Origin of the sequence: Plantibacter sp. VKM Ac-2885, assembly GCF_015351205.1 — a bacterium.
Classification (GTDB): Bacteria; Actinomycetota; Actinomycetes; order Actinomycetales; family Microbacteriaceae; genus Plantibacter; species Plantibacter auratus.
In genome coordinates this window covers 986,205-1,009,517 of record NZ_JADKSK010000002.1, presented here as the reverse complement: position 1 = coordinate 1,009,517, position 23,313 = coordinate 986,205, and the positions used below count along the sequence as shown (strand labels likewise).

Sequence of the window (23,313 nt, the reverse complement as noted above, 5' to 3'; positions counted from 1 at the left end):
TCCTCCACCGGTCCCTGAGCCTGTCGAAGGGCACACGAGAATCTCCCACAGCCGCTCCGACTCACCATCTGGAATGTCAGTGGTCCATGGTGGACTTGTTCCATGACCGAGACCACCCCAACCGCGACCCGCGTCGGCGATGACTACGCCGCGCACCTCGCGGAGTTCTCGGACGAGTGGACTGAGATCCACCGGCAGCAGGCCGTCCTCGACGCACGCAAGGCGCGCCTCCTCGCCCGCTCCGCCGCTTACGCCGACGCGTTCGCAGACGCTTCCGTCCCGGCCATCTTCCCGCCGGCCGAGCGCCGGGCGCTCTCTCGCCGGTCGACCTGCGCGGCTCTCGCGATGGCGACCCGAATACCGGAGCGGACGATCCAGCGGGCGACCAACGACGCCGAGCGCCTCGTGAACGACGCACCCGCCGTGCTCGCCTCACTAGAGGCCGGCCGCATCTCGGCGCGGCATGCGCAGGTGATCACCGACCAGCTCTGCGACGTCCCTGCTGCTGGGCGGGCGGTGTTCCTCGAGCAGGTGCTGCCGGTCGCCGAGAGTGCGACCGTCTCGTACCTCCGGCAACACGCCCGTGTCCTGCGCGAGCGCCTCCACCCCGAATCGATCACCGCCCGAGCGGTCCGCTCCGAGGCCGACCGCCGGGTCGAGTTCGAACCGGCCGCCGATGGCATGGCCTGGGTGCACCTGTTCACCACCGCGCCCATCGCGCAGGGCATCGCCGAGCGGATCGAGGCGGCCGCGGCGGAGTCACGTAACGCCGGTGACACCCGCACGTGCGCCCAGCTGCAGGCAGATGCCCTGGCGGCGCTCGCACTCACTGGCGTGACTCCGGAAGATGTGATGTCGAGCCCGGTGCTCCCACACCCGATCGAGGTCCAGGAGCATATCAAGCCCACGGTGCAGATCACGGTCCCGGCGCTCAGCATGGCCGGCGTCTCCGACGCACACGGCATGCTCGACGGCTACGGTCCGATCGATCCCGAGACCGCCGCCCGGCTCGCGGTCAATGCACCGAGCTTCACCAGGATCCTCGTCCAGCCGGAAACCGGCGCGGTCTTGTCGGTCGGGCGGAATCAGTACCGGGTTCCCGCTGACCTCCAACGGGCGGTGCGACTTCGGGACGGCACCTGTCGGGCGCCAGGCTGCGGCAGGCGAGCCCAAGCGTGTGACCTCGACCATTCGGTCGCCTGGCAGGACGGCGGCGCAACAGATGTCGGCAATCTCGCCTGCCTGTGTCGACATCACCACCGGATGAAGCACCTCCCCGGGTGGAACCTCGACCACAAACCGGGCGGCGTCCTCGACTGGACGACACCCGACGGCAAACACCACCGCACAGAACCGGATCCCGCACCGTTCTGACTTGCCTCGGCGTACGCAGATCGAAGGGTTCCTCGTGGGCACTTCGACAAGCTCAGTGGGCGGGAGAGATGCGCCCGGAACGATGAGGCGTCCTCGTGGGCACTTCGACAAGCTCAGTGACCGGGAAAGGTGTGCCCGGAACGATGAGGCGTCCTCGTGGGCACTTCGACAAGCTCAGTGAGCGGGAGAGATGTGCCCGGAACGACGAGGAGTCCTCGTGGGCACTTCGACAGGCTCAGTGACCGGAGAAGGTCCACCGGGAACGCCTGGGTCCCTGAGCCTGTCGAAGGGCACCTGGGTCGTGACACCTCGGCGAGCGGGAGACGCTCACCGGGAACGATTCGGTCCCTGAGCCTGTCGAAGGGCAGCTGAGTCGTGACACCTCGGTGACCGGAGGAGACCCCCGGGGTGCGCCCGACCCCTCTGCCGGCTAGAGCGCGCTCCGAGCCGCACCACCTCAGGGAAAGCGCTTGCCGAGCGGGCGCTCGCACCGGTAGCCTCGTCCGGAACCCCACCCGGAAGGTCGCAATGCTGCGCCGAAACGACACCTCCACCACGCCGAGCGTCGTCAACGACAACGCCGCCTGGTGCTGGTTCCAGGACGAGCGCGCACTCGTCGATCCGACCTCGAACCTCCTCGTCGTCGGCTCGATCGCGTCGACGGGCGGCGTCGACGGCGAGCAGCGCGGCGGCAACGTCGAGGTCACCGTCGTCGACCTCAGCACCGGCACCGCCGACATCGTCGTCCTGCACGAACGCCACGAGTCCGACGACCACGATGTCCCGGCACTGTGGCGGCGGCGCGACGGGCGCTGGCTCGCGATGTACACCCGCCACAAGACCGACGACCTCACCCGCTGGCGCATCAGCGAACCACACGACCCACGCCGCTGGGGGCCCGAGCACACGTTCGACTGGAGCGCGCACACCGGCGGACTCGGCGTGACCTACTCGAACGTCCACGAACTCGACGGCCGCCTGTACTGCTTCGCCCGCGCCGTCAACGACGACCAGTGCGCGCTCGTGTCGGACGACGACGGCGACACCTGGAACTACGCCGGCAAGCTGTTCACGCGGCCGAAGGTCGGCTACGTCAACGGCTACACGCGCTACGTCTCCTCCCCCGGGCGCATCGACCTCATCACCACCGACCACCACCCGCGCGACTACGACAACAGCGTCTACCACGGCTTCCTCGACCCCGACGGGCTCCACCGAACCGACGGCGCCGTCGTCGACCCGCATCCGTTGCGTGGCGACGCACCCTCGCAGGTCGAGCTCACCACCCTCGTCGCCGCCGGCTCACGAATGCCCGACGGCGCCAGCTGGGCCGGCGACCGACTCTCCCACTGCTGGACCGTCGACGTGCGACGAGCCCCCGACGGCACCGTGGCCGCCGTCGTCTCCGCCCGCGCCGACGACGGACCAGCGCATCCGGACGAGGCGACCGAACGACTCCGGCCCGTCCTGGACCACCGGTTCCTCTTCGCCCGCCTCACGCCCGGCGGCTCCTGGCAGGTACACCCACTCGCCCTCGCCGGCCCCGGCCTCCTCCCGCACGAGCAGGACTACACCGGACTCGTGGCGATCGACCCGGACGACCTCGACTCACTCTACGTCTCGACGCCGATCGATCCCCGAGACGACCAACCGCTCGCCCACCACGAGATCTTTCACGGTCACACCGACGACGACGGGGCGACCTGGGCCTGGACGCCCGTCACAGAGGACTCCGACGTCGACAACCTGCGGCCGATCGTCGCACCCGGCGACCCCTCGGCCGTCTCGCTCCTCTGGTTCCGCGGGGACATGGCGAGCTCGCAGGGCTACCGGTGCGAGGCCGTCCTGCTCCGGCTGCCACGCACCGGGTGACGACCGGTCACTCGGGCCAGGACACCTCGCCACTGAAGTCCGGGTGCTTACGGAGGTAGGCCTGGATGAAGGGGCAGTACGGCACGATCGTCAGTCCTCGCTCGACCGCATCGTCGAGCGCCGCGGCGGCGAGGACGCTGCCGAGCCCCTGCCCGCCGAAGTCGGGATCGATCTCGGTGTGGGTGAAGAGGATGCGACCCGGTTCCTCCCGGTACCCGGCGATCCCGGCGACGCGCTCCCCCACCCGGATCTCGTACTCGTGACGCTCGTCGTTGCGGACGACCTGCGGGCCGTCCTCGGGTGTGCTCGATGTCGACATCGGGGCTCCCTTCCGTTCGTCCCCCACTGTACGTCGAGCGATCCGTCATGTGCTGTTTACGCAGCGGCCGATTCCGCAACGTGCCGGAAACACGCGCACAGGCCATCGGAAACACGCCGGTGTCACGCTGGGCGCACCCGACGCGCTCCAGCCGCGTCCCTGCGGAGAGGCACCTCGAATGGATCAAGGAAACACAGCGTTCATCCTGATATCAGCGGCACTCGTGCTGCTCATGACACCAGGGCTCGCGTTCTTCTACGGCGGCCTGGTCAAGGCGAAGAGCGTCATCAGCATGATGATGATGAGCTTCGGCGCACTCGGCCTCATCGGCGTCCTCTGGGTGCTCTACGGGTACGCGATCGCGTTCCCCGGCTCCGAAGGCACCGTCGCCCCCTGGGCGATCGACACCGGCAACATCGGCCTGACCGCCGCCCTCGAGACGCCTGAGGGAGCGGCCTACCCGCCACTCGCCTTCGTCGCCTTCCAGGCCACCTTCGCGATCATCACCGTCGCCCTCGTCTCCGGCGCCATCGCCGACCGCGCGAAGTTCGGCTCCTGGATGATCTTCGCCGGCATCTGGGCGACCGTCGTCTACTTCCCGGTCGCGAGCTGGGTGTTCAACTTCGGCCTCGCCGACGACGGCAGCTTCGCCTACGGCGGTTGGATCACGCACGGCCTGCAGGACGTCTTCGGCGTCGGCGTCATCGACTTCGCCGGTGGTACCGCGGTCCACATCAACGCCGGTGCGGCAGCGCTCGCCCTCGCGCTCGTCCTCGGTCGTCGTGTCGGATTCAAGAAGGGCGCCTACGTCCCCCACAACCCGCCGTTCGTCCTCCTCGGCGCCGGTCTCCTCTGGTTCGGCTGGTTCGGGTTCAACGCCGGTTCGGAACTGGCGGCCGACGGCACCGCGGCACTCGTGTTCGTCAACACCATCGCGGCCCCGGCAGCAGCCCTGCTCGCCTGGCTCGTCGTCGAGAAGATCAAGGACGGCAAGCCGACCTCCGTCGGTGCCGCGTCGGGTGCCGTCGCCGGTCTCGTCGCCATCACCCCGGCGTGCGGTTCGCTGCACCCGATCTGGGCCATCGTCCTCGGTGTCGTCGCCGGCGCGGTCTGTGCGCTCGCGATCGACCTGAAGTTCAAGCTCGGCTTCGACGACTCGCTCGACGTCGTGGGCATCCACCTCGTCGGTGGTCTCATCGGCACCCTGTACCTCGGCTTCTTCGCCAACGGCACCGGCCTCTTCATGGGTGGTGACGCTTCGCAGCTGCTCGTCCAGGCGATCGCCGCGTTCGCCGTCCTCATCTACTCCTTCGTGCTCGCCTTCATCATCGGCTTCGCGATCGAGAAGACGATCGGGTTCCGCGTGAAGAACGAGGACGAGATCGCCGGCATCGACACCGTGGTCCACGGCGAAGAGGGCTACATCCTCGTCGACGACAAGGCCTGATCCACCGATCTGAACGACCTGCCCGACCCGACCCGACGAGGACGAGATGCGCGGAGCAGCTGGACCCGAACCGGCTGCCACCCCCGCTCATCTCGTCCTCGTCGACGTCGCGTCACGACCACCGGCCGACCCGGGCCCGCCCCGGCTCGTCCGGTTCGCCGACCTCGTGCGGCAACCACTCGACCGCGGCCGAGGTAGCGTGCGAGACGTCTGGACGAGCACCGACGTCGACCGCCGCATCCGCTGGCGCCTGCAGGTCGTCGAGCTCCGTGACGCCGCCGGACTCATCGCCGCTCCCGACGACATGAACCACGCGATCGTCGGCTTCGCCGGCCCACAGGTCGCGGTCCGCGCGGGCGGGAACGAGCTGAACGGCCCCGGACGCATCCTGCACCGCGATGAGGTCCTGACCGTGCGCGAATCCTCGGTGCGCCTCTCGAGACCGCGGCTGCGGGCTTCGGGGTCGAGCTCGATGATCCTGTTGAGTTACAGCACCTCGGAGGACCCTCCGACGCTGAACTTCGAGCAGCCGGACACCGCGCACGATCCCGCCGACGGCCTGCGGATCACCCTCGCCCTGCGCGGTCCGATCCGGCGCGGCGAGGGCGAAGTGCCGCAGGGTGCCGCCCTCGTCTCTGCGCCGTTCGCCGTTCCGCCGCGCTACCGCTGACCGGCGGAAGCCTGGATCGCCGCACGGCGCGCCTGTGCACGCTCCGACCTGCCACGGGCGGCCATCACCAGCATCATGACGCCTGACCCCCCGAGGATGACGGTGAGGACCGCTCCGAGGCCCGTCATCCACTCGCCCTCGCCCCCATAGCCCTCGACGACCGCCGCCCCCGGGTCTGTCGCCCGGTACACGATCACGACCTCGTCGCCGACGGACGGCCGGTCGCTGATGTCCCAGGACTCCCACACCGAGTGCACGACGTCGTCGGTGGACCGGTAGTCGACCCGGAAGTCCAGGTCGGAGGCCTCGACACCGTCCTGCACCTCCGTGATCGTGCCGGTGGTGCGCGTCCCCGTCTCCAGCAACTGGTCGTCCGCCAGCCGGAGGCCGACGCCGATCGCGATCATCACCGGACCGACGAGCAGCATGCCCAGGATCAGCGCGACGACGCCGAGACGGTTGCGGGTGGGATGCGACGCCGCGGCGGCAGGTTGCTTCTGGAGGTCCACCCGCCCATCTCAACACACGAGCGGTCAGGCCGACGCCTCCGACGCACCGGTCCGGCCGTCGGCGAACCGCTGTCGCGCGTGCTGCTGCCGCGACCCGACGGGCACCGCCTCGGTCGCCGCGGGCAGCCCCATGGACGGGGTCGAGACGTAGATGCTCTCGGCGCGATCGACGAGGAACGTCTCGTGCCAGACGCCGACGGCCTTCGGCGCGGACCGGGCGCGCTTGTTGAACCGAGACCAGGCAGGCCGATGGGCGGAGGCCGGCGCTGACGCGTAGGCGTAGAGCTTGTCGATCGACGACCAGTACTGGACGAGGTACGGGCCGCTGGAACCGATCAGGATGTGCGAACCGAGGAGCCCGGACTCCGGGTCGGACATGAGCTCCTGCAGCATGCGCGGCATGTCACCGAAGATCGGGAGCCACTTGTCCACCCGCCACCACTGGTTGATGGTCATCCCGATGTGGAACACGACGAGCTCACCCTCGTGACGATGAGTGATTCGGCCGACGACGACGCGTGACATAGACTGCTCCTGTTCGATAGTGACGCTATCCAAGTTGGATAGTAGCACTATCCAGACGAGGGGGACAGGATGAGGATCTCGGAACTCGCGGCGGTGTCCGAGGTGCCGGTGGCGACCATCAAGTACTACCTCCGCGAGCAACTCCTCCCGGAGGGCGAGCGCACCTCGGCGACCCAGGCGAGCTACGGCGACGCACACGTGTCCCGGCTCCGCGTGATCCGCGCGCTACTCACCGCCGGCGTGAGCATCGCGGAGACCCGCAACGTCGTCGCCGCGCTCGACTCACCGCCGGCGGGCCCCTACGACCTCCTCGGCGTCGCCCACACCGCCGTCACCCCGCGCCCGAGCGGTCCGGTCGACACGACCCGCGCACTGGAGCTCTACGAACGACTCGGCGGCATCGAGGCGCAGTGCGATCCCGGACTCCTCGCCGGCCTGGCCGGGGCCTTGGACACCCTGGAACGAGCCGGCTTCACCGTGCCACCCGCGGTGCTCGACCGCTATGTCGACGCAGCGCGCAGCATCGCCGAAGCCGAGATCGACGGCATCCCGGCGGACTCCCCCGAGCTCGCGGTGCAGTACATCGTGCTCGGCACCGTGCTCACCGAACCGCTGATCCTCGCCCTCCGTCGGGCGGCTCAGCAGGTGGTGTCGTCGGAGCGGTTCGCCGGGACGGAAGACCCGGCGCCCCAGCTATCCTGACGCTCAGGCTCCGAGGGCCTCAGGCGTCGAGTTCCGCCGAGGTGGGCGGGTTCGCCCCGGGCCGCGACACCGTGATGCTCGCGGCCCGTGCGGCGCGGTCGAGCAGCTGCTGCAGCACCTCGTCGGACACCTCACGAAGTCGCTCCTCGGCTCCGGGCCCAGCGATACCGGCGGTCAGCAGTCCGTCGATCAGCGCACCCATGAACGTGTCGCCGGCACCGACGGTGTCGGCCACCTGCACCCGCGGCGTCTCGATCTCGAGCACGGAACCGTCTCTGACCGCGACCGCCCCGTCACCACCCATCGTCACGACCACGAGTCCCGGCCCGGCCGCGACCCACTCCCGAGCGGCGTCCACCGGCGCCACACCGGGCAGGAGGAACGCGACGTCCTCGTCACTCGCCTTCACGACGTGGGCGCGTGCGATGCAGTCGAGGGCCGACTGACGCACGCGAGCTGCGTCGTCGATGAGCGATGGCCGGATGTTCGGGTCGTAGGTGATGAGTGCCGAGGAACGACGCGCCTCGACCAGCTCGCGCAGGCGGTCGGCACTCGGCTCGAGGACCGAGGCGATCGAGCCGGTGTGGACGACGGCGGCGTCCGGCGCACCCGAGGCCTCCAGATCGAGCGAGAGGTCGAACTCGTAGGTGGCCGCACCCTCGGCGTCGAGGGTCGCCTGCGCCGTGGACGTCCGACCGGTCGGAGCCGACACGAGGGCCACCGCGGACGCGTCGAGCCAGGAGCGGATCGCCGCGCCTCGCTCGTCGTCGCCCACATGGGTCACCAGGGCCGGAGCGCGGCCCAGCCGGCCGAGGGTGATCCCGACGTTCGCCGGGCTGCCGCCGGGGCTCTCCGCCTGCGTCCCGTCGAGCCGCCGGACGATGTCGATGAGGGTCTCGCCGGCGATGAGGACGTCGGTCGTGGGGGCTGCGTGCATGGCATCTCTCTCTGCTGGATCCGAGGGTCGGGTGGCGTCAACCGGCGTCGGTCGACACCGCGGCGATGAGCGAGTCCCGCTCGATGATCGGCATGGTGACCAGCTCGTGCCCGAGGGCGTGCTGGCCGAGGAGCATCGAGGCTCCGAGCGCGCCGATCTCCTGGTAGGGCAGCCGCGCGGTGGTGAGGCCCGGGCGCAGGTAGCCGGCGAGGATCTCGTCGTCGAAGGAGACGACGGAGACGTCCTGCGGGATCCGACGCCCCTGTTCGAGCAGCACCTGGTAAGCACCGAAGGCGACGCCGTCGTTCGCGGCGAGGATCGCCGTGACGTCCGGATGGCGCTCGAGGAGCGTGGCCGTCGCCTCGTAACCGGGTTCCGGTTGCCACTCGACGATGTCGACCCGAGCAGGTTCGATCCCGGCCTCCGCGAAGGCCGCGGCGATGCCCGCGAAGCGCAGCGCCACCGTCGCACTCTGTCGTGGGTCGCTGATGACGTCCTGCGGCAGGTCGCCGACCACGCCGATCCGTCGGTGACCCGCGTCGACGAGCCGTTTCGCGACCGCGTACCCGGCCGCGCGCTCATCGGGCAGGACGTTCGCGTGTCCTGAGGAGGACGCTCCGTTGAGCACGACGACGGGGACACCGGTCGAGGTGGCGGGGAGGTCGATGAGGCGGGCGCCGAGGAGGCCGATGAGGATGCCGTCGACCCGGTGGTCGATCATCGTCTCGAAGGCGCGGGCGAGACCGCCCTCGATCCCCTCGGTCTCCGCGATGAGCATCGTGTGGTCGTGGGCCTTCGACACCTCGAGCGCACCGCCGATGAGCCCCGAGGCGTGCCGGGTGAGCGTGACCTCGTCGGAGATGAACCCGATCGTCCTGGTCTTCCCGCGGCGCAGCACCTGGGCCGCGGGGTTCGGCCGGTAGTCGAGCTCCGCCGCGGCGGCGCGGACCCGCTCGACGGCGTCCGCGGACAGCCGGGATCCGGGGCGGTCGTTCATGATCATGCTCACCGCGGCCTTGGACATGCCCGCGCGCTCCGCGACGTCCGCGAGGGTCGTGCGGCGGCGTTGCGTGGACATGACACTCCCTCGTGCGGTTTGCTGAATCAGTTCAGCATATCGCGCGGAGCTGTGTTATGTTTCGTTTGCTGAATCCGTTCAGCACCTTCATTCACGGCTCATCGTCCGCGCCCTGCGAACGGTCGGCCCCGATTTCGCAGGAGCAACAACGTGGTTGATCTGAGTCGCAGGGCGGCACTCGCCCTGCTCGGTCTCGGTCTGGCGGGCACGGCCATCTCCTGGCCGCGCCTCACCGGCGGAGACATCCCCGGCCGAGGTGACGACGCCCTCACCGTCGCCCTCTTCGGCACCGCCCAGGACGCCGCCGCCCGGCAGTCGCTCGTGGACGGCTTCCAGAAGCTGCACCCCGACATCCCCGTCCGGATCATCGCGATCCAGGGCCAGGACTGGGGCAACTTCTTCGCCAAGATCCTCACGATGGTCGCGGCCGGCACCCCGCCGGACATCGTGTCGGTCGCCACGGAGGGCACCCAGCTGTTCGCCGAGCGCCTCGCCCACCCGATCGACGAGTACGTGCAGCGCGACGCCGCCGAGCTGCAGGAGTACTTCGACGACGTGAACCCCTCGCTCATCGAGTCGTTCATGTACAAGGGCAACCTGTTCCAACTGCCCGACAACTTCAACGCGGCGAACATGTACTACAACACCTCCGCGTTCGAGCGGGCCGGCCTCGAGCGTCCGCGCGACGACTGGTCGGTCGACGACTTCTTCACCGTCGGCCGCACCATGCAGGCCAGCGCCCCCGGATCGTTCCTGCCGTACTTCTGGAACAACCGACTCTGGGGCGGCGTCGTGCCCTGGTTGTACATCAACGACACGAGCTTCCTCACCGAGGAGAAAGCACCCGGCGGCGACTGGATGTGGTCGAAGTTCTACCCGAACGAGACCCCTCGTGGTGGTGGGTACCTGTGGGAGAACGCCGACGCGCTCAGCGACCGCACCGTCGAGAGCTTCGAGGTCCTGCAGCGCATGGTCTCCGAGGGCATCGCCGCGAACCCCGCGCAGGGCGGCGGCAACGAGCTCGTCTCGCTCTTCTCCCGCGGCTCGGTCGGCATGACGCCGGCCGGCGGGTTCTGGGTCAAGGGACTCAACGACGCCGGCCTCGGCAATGACGAGTACGACGTCACCTACTTCCCGAAGATGCGCGGACAGCGCCACCAGTTCGGAGCCGGCGGCTACGCGATGATGCAGACCTCCGAACGCAAGGACGAGGCGTGGGAGTGGATGAAGTACTGCATCTCCGTCGAGGGCATGTCGATCGCGCACAGCCAGCCCGACTCGTCGCTGCCCCGACGTTCTCTCAACGCCGAGCTGTACGGCGGTGACATCGGACCGAAGCACTGGGAGGTCTTCTACGACACCCTCGACCGGTTCCCGACGACCGGCCCGATGCCCGCGCCGCCCCAGCAGGCGGCCGTGGAGTCGGCCCTCATCAAGAACGTGGTCGGCACGATCACGAACGGCCCGAACGGCGTCCGCCGCGGCCTCGAGACGATGCAGCGGGACCTCGAGCTCGCGCTGAAGGGACGATGATGGCACTGCAGTCACCGACGGCGACCCGGGCACTGGTCGTCCCGCCCGAGGCCAAGACCGGACGGCGCAAGCGTGCCCCTCGCGGCAGCCGACTGCTCGTCTGGGTGTTCCTCGCCCCGACGCTCATCGGCCTCGGACTCTTCAGCTTCATCCCGATCATCGGGTCGTTCGTCCTCGCCTTCTTCCGGTGGGACATCATCTCGGCACCCGAGTTCGTCGGCGTCGGCAACTTCGTCGACCTCGCGGCCAACCCCACGGTGCGCGTGTCCTTCCTGAACACGGTCGGCTTCGTCGTGGTGGCGGTGACGCTGCAGCTCGCCGTCGCCCTCCTGCTCGCGATCCTCGTGCAGTCGCGGATGCCGGAATGGCTGCGCACCTTCTTCCGCTCCGCACTGTTCTTCCCGTTGGTGCTGTCGGCCGCGTCCGTCTCGCTCGTGATGTCGTACCTGTTCAACCAGGAGTTCGGTCTCGTCAACGAGTTCCTCGGACTCTTCGGCGTCGGGAACATCGGCTGGTTGACGACCGGGTTCGGGGCGAAGATCGTCGTCCTCCTCGTCTACGTGTGGCAGAACTTCGGCTTCACCTTCCTGCTCTTCATCGGCGGACTCGCCGCGATCCCACGCGAGGTCTACGAGGCGTCGTCGCTCGACGGCGCGTACGGCTGGAGCCAGTTCCGGAACGTCACCCTGCCCCTCGTGAGTCCCACCATGCTCGTCGCGTCCGTCATGGCCATCATCAGCGCCCTGCAGATCTTCGATCAGCCGTACGTCCTCACGCGAGGTGGGCCGGGAGACGACACCCGAACCGCGGTGATGGTGATCTACGAGTCCGCGTTCCAGCAGCTCGACTTCGGTCTCGCCGCAGCGATCGGCATCGTGCTGACGCTCCTGATCATGCTCGTCACCGCCGCACAGTTCCGGCTGAGCAAGCGTTTCGTCTTCTACGGATGAGGTCCCAGATGTCCATCGCAGCAGTCACCCCCGACTCAACACGCCGCCGACTCGCCTCGGCCGGGAAGTTCCTCGTCCTCGTCATCGCCGCCTTCCTCACCCTCGCTCCGGTGGTGTGGACGCTCATCACGGCCCTCACCCCGGCGAACGTCGCCACCGGGCAGACCGAGTTCGGCCCAGGAGCGTTCATCGACGTCTTCCAGAAGATCCCGATCCTGCTGTACACGTGGAACAGCGCGCTCGTGACGCTCCTCATCGCGGCCGGGCAGATGCTCAGTGCGGCCATGGCCGGCTACGTGTTCGCGCGCTTCGACTTCGGCGGCAAGCGCATCCTGTTCGGCCTCATCCTCGCCACGATGATGGTGCCGATGCAGGTGACGATCGTCCCCGTGTTCATGCTCATCCGCGGCATGGGACTCTCCGACACGCTCCTCGCGCTCATCATCCCGATGATCCCGACGGCGTTCGGCACGTTCCTCATGCGGCAGTACTTCATGGGGTTGCCGCCGGAGCTCGCCGAGGCGGCGCAGATCGACGGGGCGGGACCGTGGAAGATCTTCTTCCGCATCTACCTGCCGCTCGCCGCCCCGGGCCTCGCGATCGTCGGCATCCTCGCGTTCAACTACCACTGGAACGAGTTCTTCCGACCGTTGATCCTCACGATCAGCGAGCAGAACTTCACCCTCCCGCTCGGGCTCGTGACCCTGCAGGGCAACCTCGGCACCGGGTCGGTCGCGACCGTCCTCGCCGGTGTCGTCCTGTCCATGATCCCGGCTGCGCTGGTCTTCGTCTTCGGCCAGAAGCCGCTGCGCGAAGGGCTCACCGCCGGCGTCAGCAAGTGACCAGCACCACCGCCCTCCCCTCGATCCGACTGATCTCGAACCGAAAGGAAGCCATGACCGGCCTCCACGCAACGCACGTCCTCGACCGCGGCTTCCCACTGCTGCACCCACGACCCGAGGCCGGGTGGTTGAACGACCCCAACGGCATCATGTTCGTCGACGGTCGCTGGCACGTCTTCTTCCAGTACAACCCGGGGTCGGCCCGGCACGAGGACATCCACTGGGGTCACGTGAGCTCGCCGGACCTGCTCGCCTGGGAGGAGCACCCGGTGGCCCTGGCGCCCCGGCCGGGCACCACCGACGGCTTCGGCTGTTGGAGTGGCGTCGGGGTCGTCGACCAGGGCCGGCCGGCCGTCGTCTACTCGGGCGCGCGTGATCGACACGGGTTCTCGGAGGTCGTCGTCGTCCACGGTTCGGCGGATGCGCAGGACTGGAGCGGCGAACGCATCATCGCTGCCGGGCTCCCCGCGGACGAGCGCGTGACGATGGTGCGCGACCCGTTCGTCTTCGAGCTGGGTGGGCGCCGCTGGGCGATCCAGGGTGCCGGCCGTTCCGACGTCGGTGGGGCGCTCCTCCTCTACGGTGTCGACGACCTCGACGCTTGGACCGAGGAGGGGTACCTGCTGACGGCCGATGCGCCGGTCGTCTCGGAGCTCGCTCCGTGCGAGGGGTGGGAGTGCCCGCAGCTTGTGCGCGTCGGTGGCGACTGGGTGCTGCTGGTGTCGCTGTGGCTCGACGGCCAGCCGCACCGCGGGGTGGCCTGGGTCCTCGGCTCGATGGAGCTCGACGAGGCCACCGGGCGGCCCGTGTTCAGCGCCCGGCGGACCGGCATCATCGACGAGGGGTCGAGCTTCTACGCGCCGCAGGCCGTGCAGTCCGACGGCTCGGACGGACAGTCGGAGCGGGTGCTGCTCTGGGGCTGGGCCCAGGAGATCGCACCAGATGGCGTGCACGGCCGGACGCAGGCGGACACCGACGAGCAGGGCTGGTCGGGCATGCTGACGTTCCCGCGCGAACTCGTGGTCCACGGTGACGAGGTCGAGCTGATCCCCGCGCGGGAACTGACGGGACTCCGGGCCGAGGTCGTCGACGCGGCGGAACTCCCTGATCAGGCGGAGGTGCGACTCACGGGCGCAGGCACGGCCTCCCTCGAGCTGGAGGGCTCGGAGATGCAGGTGATCTGGCGGGGCGAGCTGGCCGAGGGTGACGAGGTCCGGATCCTCATCGACGCGTCCATCGTCGAGATCCACCACACCGGGCACCCCGCCCGGACGTTCCGGGCGTATCCGGCCGACGGCGAGCGGTACGCCGTGCGGCACGACGCGGCCGTGCGAGCCGAGGCCTGGTCGCTGGCCCTCCCCACGGCAGGCGGCGTGTCGGCGTCCCGCTGACCCGGAAACGCGGTGACGCGCGGCACGGAATGCGCCGCGCGTCACCGCGTGCAGTCGCCGGACCTACTTCGCGAGGAACTCCAGGACGGCCTCGTTCCATTCCTCCGCGTGGCTGACGTTGACGCCGTGCGGCGCACCCTTGACGACATACAGCGTCGACGTCGGGATCGCCGCGTGCGTCCGTGCACCGGAGCCCTCGAAGGGGACGGTCGCATCGCTGTCGCCGTGGATGACGAGCGTCGGGACCGTGACGTTCGGCAAGTCGTCGCGGAAGTCGGTGTTCGCGAACGACGCCATCGCCTCGAGCGCGGCGGGCTTGAACGCCTGGTGCGCGAGCGCGAGGGCTTCCTGACGCTGCTCCTCCGTGACCTTCAGCTCGCCGTCGACCGAGAAGAAGTCGGTCGTGAACTGGTCGTAGAACGCGTCCTGGTCCGCCGTGAGACCTGCGGTCATCTTCGCGGCCTCGGAGACGGGGAGCGGACCGTCCGGGTTGCCGGGGGTCTGCAGCAGGTAGGGCGGCACTGCGGAGGCGAACACCGCACTGTGGATGCGCTCCGAACCGTGGCGGGTGAAGTACCGGGCGACCTCGCCGCCACCCATCGAGAACCCGACGAGCGTCACGTCGCGCAGGTCGAGGGCTTCGATGACGGCCTGCAGGTCGTCGGTGAGCCGGTCGTAGCCGTAACCGGTCAGCGGCTTGTCGCTGCGACCGAAGCCGCGGCGATCGTAGGTGATGACACGGTAGCCGGCGGCCTCGAAGGCCGGGACCTGTTCCTTCCACGACTCGCCCGACAGCGGCCACCCGTGGATGAGGACGACCGGGCGTCCGGTGCCGCCGGTGTCGTCGACGTGCAGCTTCGTCTCCTTCAGCAGGCCGTGGTGTGCGGTGATCTCCGACATGGCGTTCCTCTCCCGGGCCGCAGGTCGCGGCCACTCAGACCAGCTTCGGAGGGAGTGCCGCGAGCGGATGGGGGCTTGCGAACCGCGAGGCGATGTCCTATCCGATGAAGACTCCGGCGACGTGGCGACCCGGCACGTTCACCGCTCGGTCGGGAGCAACCCCAACCGTCGCGCGGTGGCGAGCGCGTCCTCGCGGGAGTCGACGCCGAGCTTGCGGTAGACGTTCCGGAAGTGGAACTTCACCGTGTTCGCGGACACGTACAGCGCCTGCGCGATGTCCTGTCGGGTCCGGCCCTCCGCGGAGAGCTGGAGGATCCGGCGCTCGGTGGCGGTGAGCTCCACGAGCTGCACGGTCTCCGGCGTCGGCTCGGGACTCGAGGCGAGCGTCCGCTCGATCCGCGCATGGGTCTCGCTGGGCGACATCGTGCCGAGGAGCTGTCGAAGCGGCCTGCGCGGCGCGACCACGAACGGTGTGAGCATCCCCGTCCGCGCCGTCGTCGCGATCGCCTGCAGGAGATGCCGCCGACCGTCCTCGTCCGAGTCGTCGGCGAGCGCGGAGGTGATGAGCAGCTCCGTCTGCGCACCGGCGTCGATGTGCTCCTCGGCGAGCCCGGCGGTGGCGAGCTCCCGGGCGAGGGGTTTGCGGTCGCTCAGGAGCGCGAGCCGCGAGGCGACCGCCGCGGTGTGGGCATTGCGGTCACGGCCGTCGAGGAGGACGCTGGCCTCCGTCGGCCGGTCGAGGGCGAGGAGGAGTGACGCTTCCACGGCGTCGAGGAGTCGCTCCGACCCGGCATGACGCAGGCTGCGACCGGCGAACACGCGGGTGCGTTCGATGAGCTGCAGCGCCGCCCGTCGATCGCCCCAGAGGAGTGCGTGCTGCGCTTGCGCGTAGGTGATGAACGGGGCCCAGGACCGCTCGCGGTTGACCTGGAGCTCCAGCGTCGCGAGCGCCGCCTCAGCCGCTGCCCGGTCGACGCGGGCGATGGCGATCAAGGCCCGGGCGATGGCACCCGACAGTTGGACCAGCGGCACCATCCACCCGTGCGCGCCGCCCCCGTCGTCGTGGCGCTCGAGCCAGCGGTCCGCCTCCACGATCTCGCCGCGCACGGCGTAGAGCAGGGCGAGCTTGCCGGAGGCGTCCCCGTCGTTCCGGCCGTCCCAGGACTCGTGCCGGAGCTCGTACGCCTCGCGGAGGACGAGGCTCGCCTCATGGAGGTCTCCCACGAGCAGTGTCGTGATCCCCACCTGCAGCAGGGCGGTGGGGACGCGGGGCGCGAACTCGGTCGGGCGGTGCACGCGGGCCCGGCGAGCGAGCTCCTCGGTGATCCGCGCGTAGTGCAACGCGCGCTGGTGCCGGCCGTGCACGCGGTAGGCGATCATGAACGCCGTCGATGCGCTCAGGCTGATGCGCGCAAGCTCGGAGCGGGCGCGGTCACGGATGTCGTCGGGATGGGTCGGGAGCTGGAACTGCCCCACCGACTGGTCGAGTGCGTCGGTCTCCCCGCGGATGTTGAGCCGGATCTCGCGGACGGCGAAGACGATGGGGTGGTTCGAGAGCACGCGCGCCGGGAGTGCCTGCAGCGCGCGGTCGAGCGTCGCGAGGTCGAGCGCCATGAGGATCCCCCACTCGTACTCGATCACCGAGACGACCGTGTCCCAGTCCTCCTCCTGGATGGCCGTGGTGAGGAGACGGGTGGCCGGGGCGACGTCCGTGGGGTGGAGGAACCCCGCCCCGAGGGAGGGAAAGTACCTATTCCGACCGATGTGCACGGGTCAACCCTAAGTGACCGTCACCTGTCGGGGAACACCCGGGGCAGGATGCGGGGTGGTCTTTGGCCGATCCGCCCGGACCGCGTCGGGGTTGCCGCTCTACTGATCCTCGGCCCCACAGCTGGGGCCAGGTTTTCGGCGGGCGCACCGCCGCTTCACGGGGAGGCAACACACATGCAGCAGCACACGGGTCGAAGGGGTCACCGCGCACGGTGGCGGAACCGGTGGGGGGCACCGTCCGCCGGTCGCGCGACCATGGGGATCATCGGGGTGACCGTCCTGTCGGCGCTGTCGCTCGTCGGGGTCGGCTCGAGCGCGCAGGCGCTGCCGGGGACGCCGGGAACGCCGCAGACGGGCTCGGTCGTCTACACCGAGGACTTCGAGAACGGCGTGACGTCGCCGACGTACATCGAGGACTACGTCGGAGCCGACGGCACGCGGTACACCGCGGACGCCTCCTGGCGCGACCACACCCAGTGCAACGGCAACATCACGAGCTTCGCCTCGTCCGCGGAGCCGCAGTGCCTCGCGGCGTCGGCGTCCGGTGAAGGGCGCACGCGGCAGCTCGCCTGGGCCCTCGGCGCCGGCGACACGGCCAACCACTCCGTGAGCGCCTGGACCTCGCAGCAGAACCTCACGATGAACCCGCCGAACGCGGTCGAGTTCGCGACCGTCGATCCGATCGCGCTCACGAGCGCCGGCCGGTACCTCACGACCTCGGTGGATCTCGCGGCGGTTTCCTGCAACGCGTCGCAGCAGCCCGTCCTCGAGTTCTTCCTCACCGACGACCAGGGCGGTGCGCACTCCGTCGGGGCCATCAACGGTTGTACCGCAGCCGGCTCCCGGTCCGTCACGGCACCGGCCACCGGTGCGGCAGGGGCCGAGAACGTCCGCGTCGGCACCTACGTCTCGCCGGGAGCGGTCCTGCTCCCCGGGGCGACCGTCGGCATCGTCGCCCGCAACCTGACCGGCGGCGGCACGGCCGGCAACGACCACGCCTTCGACAACATCCAGGTGCTCGACGTCTCCCCGCAATTGGACAAGTCGTTCAGCCCGGCGAGCGTCGTCGCCGGTGAGACGTCCACGCTGACCCTCACGATCACGAACACCGATGAGCTCGCGGCGAAGAACGGCTGGTCCTTCACGGACGCGCTGCCCGCCGGCCTGACGATCGCCGACGGCGACGCCTCGACCACCTGCCCGTCGGGTGTCGTCACCGCGCCCGAGGGCGGCTCGTCGATCGACGTCACCGGGAACCTCAGCCAGGGGATGACCTCCTGCGCCGTCACCGTCGAGGTCACCTCGCCCGTCGCCGGGACCTTCACGAACGGTCCCGACAACATCACGAGCGTGGGCCTCAACCCGCCGGCCGACGCCACGGTCGAGTTCGTGCCGCAGGCCCCCGCGATCACCGTCGTGAAGTCCGCGTCCCCCGCTGCTGCGGAGTACGCCGTCGGCGACGAGATCACCTACTCCTTCCTCGTCACCAACACCGGCAACGTCCCGCTCACCGACGTCCAGGTCGACGAGGGCGCGTTCACCGGGACCGGTGACCTCTCCGATGTCGTCTGCCCGGCGGGAGCCGCCTCGCTCGCGCCTACGGCGACCGTCACCTGTGAGGCCACCTACACGATGACGCAGGCCGACATCGATGCCGGTAGCGTCTCCAACTCGGCCACCGCGACCGGGACACCGCCCCAGGGCCAGCCGCCGGTCTCACCGCCGTCCGAGGTCACCATTCCGGGCGTGGCCCAGGCCCCGGCGCTCACCGTCGTGAAGTCGGCGACGCCGACGACGGTCGCGGGCGCCGGCGAGGACGTCACCTACTCGTTCCTCGTCACCAACACCGGCAACGTCACCCTGACCGACGTCTCGATCATCGAGGGCGAGTTCTCCGGCACCGGCGAGCTCTCCGACGTGGTGTGCCCGGCCGCAGCGGGCTCGCTCGCCCCGGCGGCGACCGTCACCTGCGAAGCGAGCTACACGGTCACGCAGGCCGACGTCGACGCCGGCTCGGTGACCAACTCGGCGACCGCGACCGGCACCCCGCCGGCGGGCGGCACTCCCCCGGTCTCACCGCCGTCGGAGACCACCGTCGAGTTCCCGGCAGCGCCAGCCATCACGGTGGCGAAGTCCGCGACCCCGACCACGGTCGCGAACGCCGGCGAGGACGTCACCTACTCGTTCCTGGTCACCAACACCGGCAACGTCACCCTCGCCGACGTCTCGATCATCGAGGGCGACTTCACCGGCACCGGTGAGCTCTCCGACGTGGTCTGCCCGCCCGCGGCAGGCTCGCTCGCCCCAGCTGCGACCGTCACCTGCGAGGCCACCTACACGGTGACCCAGGCCGACGTCGACGCGGGATCGGTCACGAACAGCGCGACCGCGACCGGCACCCCGCCGAACGGTGGCACTCCCCCGGTCTCGCCGCCGTCGGAGACCACCGTCGCGTTCCCGGCGACACCCGCCATCACGGTCGTGAAGTCGGCCGATACGGTGGCCCAGGACGGCCTCGCCGTCGGCCAGGTCGTCACCTACTCCTTCCTCCTCACCAACACCGGGAACGTCACGCTGACGAACCCGACGGTGGTGGAAGGGGAGTTCTCCGGCGCCGGCGAGCTGTCCGACGTCGTCTGCCCGCCCGAAGCCGCTGCGTTGGCACCGGGCGCGACGATCACCTGCGAGGCCACCTACACGGTCGTGCAAGCCGACGTCGACGCGGGGCTGATCACGAACTCGGCGACCGCGACGGCGACGCCGCCGAACAGCGTGAACGGTGTGCCGCCGGTCTCGCCGCCGTCCGAGGTCACGATCCCGTCGCCGCCCGTCCCCGGTCTCTCGGTGGTCAAGACGGCAGACGTCGAGCGGGCCACGACCGCAGGACAGGTCATCACCTACTCGTTCCAGGTGACGAACACCGGCAACGTCACGCTGCGTGACGTCGCGGTCCAGGAAGGTGACTTCACCGGCACGGGCACGCTCTCCGCGATCACCTGCCCGACCGGCACGGCGCTCCTCGCCCCCGGGCTCCAGCTCGTCTGCACCGCGACGTACACGGTCACCCAGGCTGACCTGAACGCGGGCTCGATCCGCAACACCGCATTCGGGACCGGCACGACGCCGGGCGGCGAATCGTTCACCTCCGACCCGTCCACGGCCACCGTGAGCACGCCTGGTCCGGTGCTCGCCTCGACCGGAACGACCGTCGCACCACTGGCGGTCGGAGCGGCGATCCTGCTGTTGCTCGGTACCGGGCTCGTCATCCGACGCCGCCTCGTCACCGGGCGCTGACCCGGACCTGACCGATCGGGCGGGTCGAGCCTTCGGGCTCGGCCCGCCCGTCGTACTTCCACCACCACTACCCTGTTGAGGCCATGAGATCCGCGACCACCACGACCCTGCTGCGCTGTGCGGCCTTCGGCGCCGTCGGTGCCGTCATCCTCGTCCTCGTCAGCCCGCTGACGTCGACCGCCGCGGTGCTCAACCCGGTGCTCTACGCCGCGATCGCCGCCGTCACGATGGTGATGCCGATGCTCGCCAGGCGCTGGACGGGCGTCCCCGGTGCGACGGTGCTCACCGCAGCCGTCACCGGGCTCCTCGCACTGCCCGTCACGGCCCTCGGCCCGGCGATCATCGTCGCGCTCGTCGTTCCGGCAGCCGCGATCGACCTGGTGCTCGCCCGCCGCCGTCACCCCGCCCGCGTGACGACCTGGATTGCGGCCGCGGCCGGCGGCGTCGCGATCTGGGCGCTGTCCTTCGCGGTGATCTCGCCCGACCTCGTCTCGCCGGTGCTCGTCATCGTGCTGCTCGCGGTCCGCGTCGTGAGCTACGTCCTCGCCATGGAGCTGGCCGGTCTCGTCGCCGGGCGCCTCCGCCGATCCGGCGTGCGATCAGGGCGTCGCCGGGACGCCCGCCGAGGATCCTCCGACGCCTGATCCGCGTCAGCCTTCGACAGCCGCGTTCCACCGGGGACGGTCGGGGTCGGCGTCCCACTCCTCCAGCACCGCTGCTCCGGAGGCGACCGGGAAGGTCGTGATCAGGCGCTCGTCGATGCCGTACACGAGCGCGACGGCGTCGGTGTCCGTCGGGTCGCCGAGCGCCAGACGCATCCGACCGGACGGGCCCTCGGCCGTCCGTACCGGTCGTGCGAGCAGGTCCTGCGCGGCCGCCGTCACCCGCGACAGCAGGGACGACGCACGAGCCCACGGGACGAACTCGTCGTCGGGGAGCCCGAACGCGCGCGCGAGCCTCCCGTCCAGCCAGCGGTCACGCTTCAACCCGTACGGCGTCGGGACCGACGAGAGCAGATAGCCGTAGACGTGGAGGAGCCCGGCGTTCCCGACGGGCCAGGCCGCGGCGAGGCCGGCGCGCGCATGGAGTGCCTCGAACAGCACACGAGGGATCACGGGCCCGCCCGTGTGCTCGTCGATGACGGTCGACGCACCCCACGAGGCGAACCGGCCTGCCGCCGTGTCCTCGTCGATCGCCGCACCCAACCAGGAGTGCTCCTCGAGCACAGTCGAGGGTTCGGTCTCTGCTCGTCGCGCGAGCTCCGTCATCATCACAGCACCACAGCATAGGCGGCTCGTGCGTCGGTGAATTCACCCGCCGTTCACCCGCCATGGTGATTGCGTCCACACTGGCCGTCCATGATGGACGGAGCGTCCGCAGGAGCGGCCGTGTGAACGACACGCTCAGAAGGAGCGCCTGTGGCCCCCACCATCCTCTTCGATTTCGACGGCACCCTCGCCCTCGGTGACGGGCCGATCACGGCCTTCGCCCGCGCCATCGCCGAGCGCACCGGCGATTCCGAGTTCGCGATGCGCGCCGAGGCTGCCCTCGCCGCGTTCGCGACCGGCGAGACCGATGCCCGCGACGGGTACGACGCCGTGACCCGGATCGCCCGCGAAGCCGGCGTCGGTGCCGACGTCATCGGCGCGTCCTACGACGACTCCCGCGCGCTGCTCGGCTCGAGTGAAGCGGCGGTCGACTCCCCCGAGGGCCTGCCCGCGTTCCTCGAGACGCTGGGCACCCACGCCCGACTCATCCTGGCCACGAACGCCCCCGGTGACGGCATCACGGCGCTCCTCCAGACCTGGGGCGTCGCCGAGGCGTTCGACGCCGTGCACTTCACCGTCGGGAAGCCGGCAGGCCTCGTCCCGCTCATCCGCGACGCACTCGCCGCCGGCCCCGTCCTCGCCGTCGGCGACATCGTCGAGAACGACCTCGCTCCCGCCGCCGAGCTGGGCGCCGACACCGCCCTCGTCGGCGCGACCTTCGAGCGCTCGACGGCCACCGCCACGATGCGTGGGCGCTCGCTCGCCGATCTGTACGACCAGATCATCGCCTGGGCCGCAGCAGCATCGCGCTTCCCCGACGCCTCCCAGACTTCCACTCCCGCTCCGTCCGCCTCCTGATCACCCTCCACCCTCGAAAGGCATCCCGAACATGCGCAAGACCCTGCTCCTCACCGGCGTCGCGGCCGTCGCCGCCCTCGCCCTCGCCGGCTGCAGCCCCGCCGCCTCGTCGCCGTCGGCCACGGGCACGGCGTCCTGGCCCGACTCCATCACCATCTCGCTCGTGCCGTCGGTGGAGGGCGAGGACCTCGCCGAAGCACTCGACCCGCTCACCAGCTACCTGTCGGAGAACCTCGGCATCGAGGTCAACGGGGTCGTCGCGACCGACTACGCCGCGACCGTCGAGGCCCTCGGCAGCGACCAGGCGCAGGTCATCATCACCGACGCCGGCTCGCTCTACAACGCGACCGAGCGCTACGACGCGAACCTCGTCCTGCGCGACGTCCGCTTCGGCGCGACCTCGTACGCGTCGGTCGCCTACACGAACAACCCCGACAAGTACTGCGCCGAGGCTCCGGTCATGGTCACCTACGCGGCGAGCGACACCCCGCTCTCGTACTGCAACGGCATCGAGCCCGGCGCCGACGCTGCGACCGGCTCCGGGCCGGCCGCGCTGAAGGCCCTCGACAAGATCTCGAAGGGCACCAAGGTCGCCCTGCAGGCCGCGACCTCGCCCGCCGGCTACCAGTACCCCGTGGTCGCCATGCGTGACGCCGGCATCGACACGGACGCCGACATCACCCAGGTGCCGGTCGAGGGCAACAACAACGCGGTCCTCTCCGTCTACAACGGCGACGCCGAGGTCTCGTTCGGCTACTGGGACGCGCGCACGACCGTCCTCAAGGAGGCGCCCGACGTCGCCGACAAGGTCGTCGCGTTCGCCTACACCGAGATGATCCCCAACGGCGGCGTCGCGGTCTCGAAGTCGCTCCCGGCCGACCTCACGAAGCAGCTCACCAAGCTCATGGCGGGCTACGCGGACTCCTCCGATGCGGCGAAAAAGGTCATGTTCGACCTTGTCGGCCTGTCCGGCTGGACCGACAAGACCGCACCGGACGAGATCACCCGCTACGGCGAGATCCTCGACCAGTTCTCGAACTGACCCGCTCCAACCGATCGACCCTCTCCAGGAAT

Annotated in this window: 21 protein-coding genes; 13 read left to right on the top strand and 8 right to left on the bottom strand. The window is 69.9% G+C overall.

Features of this window, described 5'->3' with window-relative positions; translation table 11 throughout:
* The first annotated feature begins 102 nt into the window (after positions 1-102).
* Both ITJ66_RS17195 and ITJ66_RS17190 read left to right on the top strand, forming a co-directional pair.
* Positions 103-1,374 carry an HNH endonuclease signature motif containing protein gene (locus ITJ66_RS17195; RefSeq protein WP_194645422.1) on the top strand — a complete coding sequence of 424 codons (1,272 nt, stop codon included), beginning with the start codon at positions 103-105 and terminating at the stop codon, positions 1,372-1,374.
* A gap of 528 nt (positions 1,375-1,902) precedes the next feature.
* Positions 1,903-3,246 (top strand): BNR-4 repeat-containing protein, encoded by a 1,344-nt coding sequence (locus tag ITJ66_RS17190; RefSeq protein ID WP_194645421.1) that lies wholly within the window; start codon positions 1,903-1,905, stop codon positions 3,244-3,246.
* Positions 3,247-3,253: 7 nt separating this feature from the next.
* Here the strand turns inward: ITJ66_RS17190 and ITJ66_RS17185 are convergent, their stop codons facing one another.
* The gene (locus ITJ66_RS17185; protein ID WP_137243500.1) at positions 3,254-3,565 is read right to left on the bottom strand and encodes a GNAT family N-acetyltransferase; all 312 of its coding nucleotides are present in this window, start codon (positions 3,563-3,565) and stop codon (positions 3,254-3,256) included.
* A 178-nt stretch (positions 3,566-3,743) separates the two neighbouring features.
* On the opposite strand from ITJ66_RS17185, the gene ITJ66_RS17180 reads away from it, so the two are divergent.
* Together ITJ66_RS17180 and ITJ66_RS17175 are read left to right on the top strand one after the other, a co-directional pair.
* Positions 3,744-5,012 (top strand): ammonium transporter, encoded by a 1,269-nt coding sequence (locus ITJ66_RS17180; RefSeq protein WP_137243501.1) that lies wholly within the window; start codon positions 3,744-3,746, stop codon positions 5,010-5,012.
* Between the two features lie 46 nt (positions 5,013-5,058).
* On the top strand, positions 5,059-5,682 hold the full coding sequence (locus tag ITJ66_RS17175) for a hypothetical protein (RefSeq protein ID WP_137243502.1): 624 nt from the start codon (positions 5,059-5,061) through the stop codon (positions 5,680-5,682).
* Here the strand turns inward: ITJ66_RS17175 and ITJ66_RS17170 are convergent.
* Entirely contained in the window at positions 5,673-6,191 is a 519-nt protein-coding gene (locus ITJ66_RS17170) for a DUF3592 domain-containing protein (protein WP_192018425.1), read from the bottom strand. The genes ITJ66_RS17175 and ITJ66_RS17170 overlap by 10 nt on opposite strands.
* Before the next feature lie 24 nt (positions 6,192-6,215).
* Positions 6,216-6,716, bottom strand: coding sequence for a DUF4188 domain-containing protein (locus ITJ66_RS17165; protein WP_191941564.1), 501 nt, complete (start codon positions 6,714-6,716; stop codon positions 6,216-6,218).
* 69 nt (positions 6,717-6,785) lie between these two features.
* Between ITJ66_RS17165 and ITJ66_RS17160 the strand changes: the two genes are divergently transcribed.
* Complete coding sequence (locus ITJ66_RS17160; protein ID WP_137243504.1) at positions 6,786-7,418, top strand: MerR family transcriptional regulator; 633 nt, start codon at positions 6,786-6,788, stop codon at positions 7,416-7,418.
* Between the two features lie 19 nt (positions 7,419-7,437).
* Here the strand turns inward: ITJ66_RS17160 and ITJ66_RS17155 are convergent, their stop codons facing one another.
* Both ITJ66_RS17155 and ITJ66_RS17150 read right to left on the bottom strand, forming a co-directional pair.
* Positions 7,438-8,355: a carbohydrate kinase gene (locus ITJ66_RS17155; protein ID WP_194645420.1), complete on the bottom strand. Its 918-nt coding sequence runs from the start codon at positions 8,353-8,355 to the stop codon at positions 7,438-7,440.
* A gap of 37 nt (positions 8,356-8,392) precedes the next feature.
* Complete coding sequence (locus ITJ66_RS17150) at positions 8,393-9,433, bottom strand: LacI family DNA-binding transcriptional regulator (RefSeq protein ID WP_137243506.1); 1,041 nt, start codon at positions 9,431-9,433, stop codon at positions 8,393-8,395.
* A 150-nt stretch (positions 9,434-9,583) separates the two neighbouring features.
* On the opposite strand from ITJ66_RS17150, the gene ITJ66_RS17145 reads away from it, so the two are divergent.
* From ITJ66_RS17145 to ITJ66_RS17130, 4 genes are read left to right on the top strand one after another with little or no spacing between them, the layout of a single operon-like run.
* Entirely contained in the window at positions 9,584-10,966 is a 1,383-nt protein-coding gene (locus ITJ66_RS17145) for an extracellular solute-binding protein (RefSeq protein WP_138944888.1), read from the top strand.
* Positions 10,966-11,916, top strand: coding sequence for a carbohydrate ABC transporter permease (locus tag ITJ66_RS17140; protein ID WP_370582698.1), 951 nt, complete (start codon positions 10,966-10,968; stop codon positions 11,914-11,916). Before ITJ66_RS17145 ends, ITJ66_RS17140 begins: the two co-directional genes overlap by 1 nt.
* Before the next feature lie 8 nt (positions 11,917-11,924).
* A complete protein-coding gene (locus ITJ66_RS17135; RefSeq protein ID WP_192018423.1) occupies positions 11,925-12,758 on the top strand; it encodes a carbohydrate ABC transporter permease in 834 nt (277 codons plus the stop codon).
* 53 nt (positions 12,759-12,811) lie between these two features.
* The gene (locus tag ITJ66_RS17130) at positions 12,812-14,149 is read left to right on the top strand and encodes a glycoside hydrolase family 32 protein (protein ID WP_194645418.1); all 1,338 of its coding nucleotides are present in this window, start codon (positions 12,812-12,814) and stop codon (positions 14,147-14,149) included.
* 63 nt (positions 14,150-14,212) lie between these two features.
* On the opposite strand, the gene ITJ66_RS17125 is transcribed toward ITJ66_RS17130, so the two are convergent.
* Positions 14,213-15,049, bottom strand: a complete 837-nt coding sequence (locus ITJ66_RS17125; RefSeq protein WP_191941568.1) for an alpha/beta fold hydrolase — start codon at positions 15,047-15,049, stop codon at positions 14,213-14,215.
* A gap of 138 nt (positions 15,050-15,187) precedes the next feature.
* Positions 15,188-16,819, bottom strand: coding sequence for a LuxR C-terminal-related transcriptional regulator (locus ITJ66_RS20260; protein WP_194645417.1), 1,632 nt, complete (start codon positions 16,817-16,819; stop codon positions 15,188-15,190).
* A gap of 174 nt (positions 16,820-16,993) precedes the next feature.
* Here ITJ66_RS20260 and ITJ66_RS17115 point away from each other — a divergent pair, with 174 nt between their 5' ends.
* Together ITJ66_RS17115 and ITJ66_RS17110 are read left to right on the top strand one after the other, a co-directional pair.
* Entirely contained in the window at positions 16,994-20,113 is a 3,120-nt protein-coding gene (locus tag ITJ66_RS17115; RefSeq protein WP_194645416.1) for a DUF11 domain-containing protein, read from the top strand.
* A gap of 83 nt (positions 20,114-20,196) precedes the next feature.
* Positions 20,197-20,757 carry a hypothetical protein gene (locus ITJ66_RS17110; protein WP_191941571.1) on the top strand — a complete coding sequence of 187 codons (561 nt, stop codon included), beginning with the start codon at positions 20,197-20,199 and terminating at the stop codon, positions 20,755-20,757.
* 6 nt (positions 20,758-20,763) lie between these two features.
* Here the strand turns inward: ITJ66_RS17110 and ITJ66_RS17105 are convergent, their stop codons facing one another.
* Positions 20,764-21,384: an amino acid deaminase gene (locus ITJ66_RS17105; protein ID WP_194645415.1), complete on the bottom strand. Its 621-nt coding sequence runs from the start codon at positions 21,382-21,384 to the stop codon at positions 20,764-20,766.
* Positions 21,385-21,531: 147 nt separating this feature from the next.
* On the opposite strand from ITJ66_RS17105, the gene ITJ66_RS17100 reads away from it, so the two are divergent.
* Positions 21,532-22,239 carry an HAD family hydrolase gene (locus ITJ66_RS17100; protein ID WP_228501974.1) on the top strand — a complete coding sequence of 236 codons (708 nt, stop codon included), beginning with the start codon at positions 21,532-21,534 and terminating at the stop codon, positions 22,237-22,239.
* 31 nt (positions 22,240-22,270) lie between these two features.
* Positions 22,271-23,281 (top strand): phosphate/phosphite/phosphonate ABC transporter substrate-binding protein, encoded by a 1,011-nt coding sequence (gene phnD, locus ITJ66_RS17095; protein WP_137243514.1) that lies wholly within the window; start codon positions 22,271-22,273, stop codon positions 23,279-23,281.
* Positions 23,282-23,313 lie beyond the last annotated feature (32 nt).